This is a genomic window from Psittacicella hinzii (assembly GCF_003585885.1).
Classification (GTDB): Bacteria; Pseudomonadota; Gammaproteobacteria; order Enterobacterales; family Psittacicellaceae; genus Psittacicella.
In genome coordinates this window covers 1-1,511 of sequence record NZ_NRHC01000118.1, presented here as the reverse complement: position 1 = coordinate 1,511, position 1,511 = coordinate 1, and the positions used below count along the sequence as shown (strand labels likewise).

1 protein-coding gene is annotated in these 1,511 nt (G+C 35.5%); it reads left to right on the top strand.

Annotated features, from left to right (window positions below; all coding sequences use genetic code 11):
• Positions 1-105: 105 nt before the first annotated feature.
• Positions 106-1,511: transposase (locus tag CKF54_RS07315; protein WP_147396850.1), on the top strand; the 1,406-nt coding region annotated here is incomplete at its 3' end.

The following is a 1,511-nucleotide window of genomic DNA, read 5'->3' as shown; positions in this document are numbered from 1 at the left end:
ACTACTTTTATCGAAAGTTATGGTATAATATACTTATGACCGCAAATAAGTGATAAATTTGCTATCAGAAATTGTATCTTTACCTCAATCCAGATAAAAGAAAGTATGACTAAAAATAACGAAATTACTTATATCGCTAAGAGACCTGCAACTAAGACAAAACGAGATGGTGATCATTTGTACTATGTTGTTGAATACTATAGAACTGAATCTAAGAGTGGTAACAGTATCTATGCTGACTCAAAGCGTCGTTATATAGGTAGAGTTGTAAAAAAGAAATTAAATAATGAAGAATACGAACACACTGATTACTTCGTTCCAAATGAGATCTTCGCAGAAATTTTTCCAGAAGCTAAGCTCTATACTGTAGAAGAAATCTTTGGAGATGGTGCTGTCATCGATACGGTAAAAAAAACTAGAGGACGTCCAAGAAGTAATGTATCTAGATCTTCAATTCCTAAATCAAATAAGAAGCAAGCAGTACGTACAGATATTGAGAAAGTAACTTCTCCTTTCTACCATTATGTCGCTAAATACTTATCCGAAGATATCGGATTAAACTCGTTACTTCTAGATATCTACGGAGAAAAAAGCACTAACACCTTAGTAGCTCTAGCTGCTTTCTATCACGAGGGATCTAATGCTGTTAGACGTTTCGAGCGTTGGGCGAAAGAGCATAATCTAGATGAGGATTGCTTTAGTACATCTCAAGACATCAGTAAATTCTTTAAAGAACTTGATCAAGGTATTGATGACTTCAGAGAAGAATGGGCTATGCTACGTTCTACTCCGAATATGTCCGTAATCTACGATGTAACTTCTCACAACAGTTATGCAGACAAAACCTTAAACGAATTCGTTGAGTATGGCTATTCTCGCGGAGATGCAAGTCTTCCACAAATGAACTTTGCACTCCTTATCGATCAAGATACCGGAATGCCAGTTAACTTTGACCTATTTAGAGGTAATACTAACGACGTAACCCACTTCAAACATTCATTCAACAAACTCGTTCCAACAGCTTCAGAAAACAATGTAGAAGTAGTATGTGACTCTGGCTGTACATCTAAAGAGATCTTCCAAGAACTTGATAAAGACAGAATAAAATTCACTACGTTACTACGAGAAGGTACGAATTTATTCGATGAGTGCGTTGATCAAGTGTATGGTAAGATCATTCCTCAAGGTAAGTATTTATTCTCCGAAGAAGTGTACACTATGGTTCTACCTGTTGAGTACTGTGGAGTGCAAGTTGACGCTACAGTGTTCTACAGTCATGAACTATGTGCCAAAGAGACAAAAGTGATTTCTAACAAGTTTCTTAAAGCACTAAAAGCTGCTGAAGAGCTTAATAAAAACCCAAATAAAGAGCTTAAGAAGTTAGAACCATACTTAAATATCAAGCAAATAGAAGTTAACGGAAACGTGAGTATTGAATGTGAAATAAGTGAAGAAAAATTCAAAGAACAAACAAAGCACTGTGGAATATTTGTGATTATAAACAGTGTTCA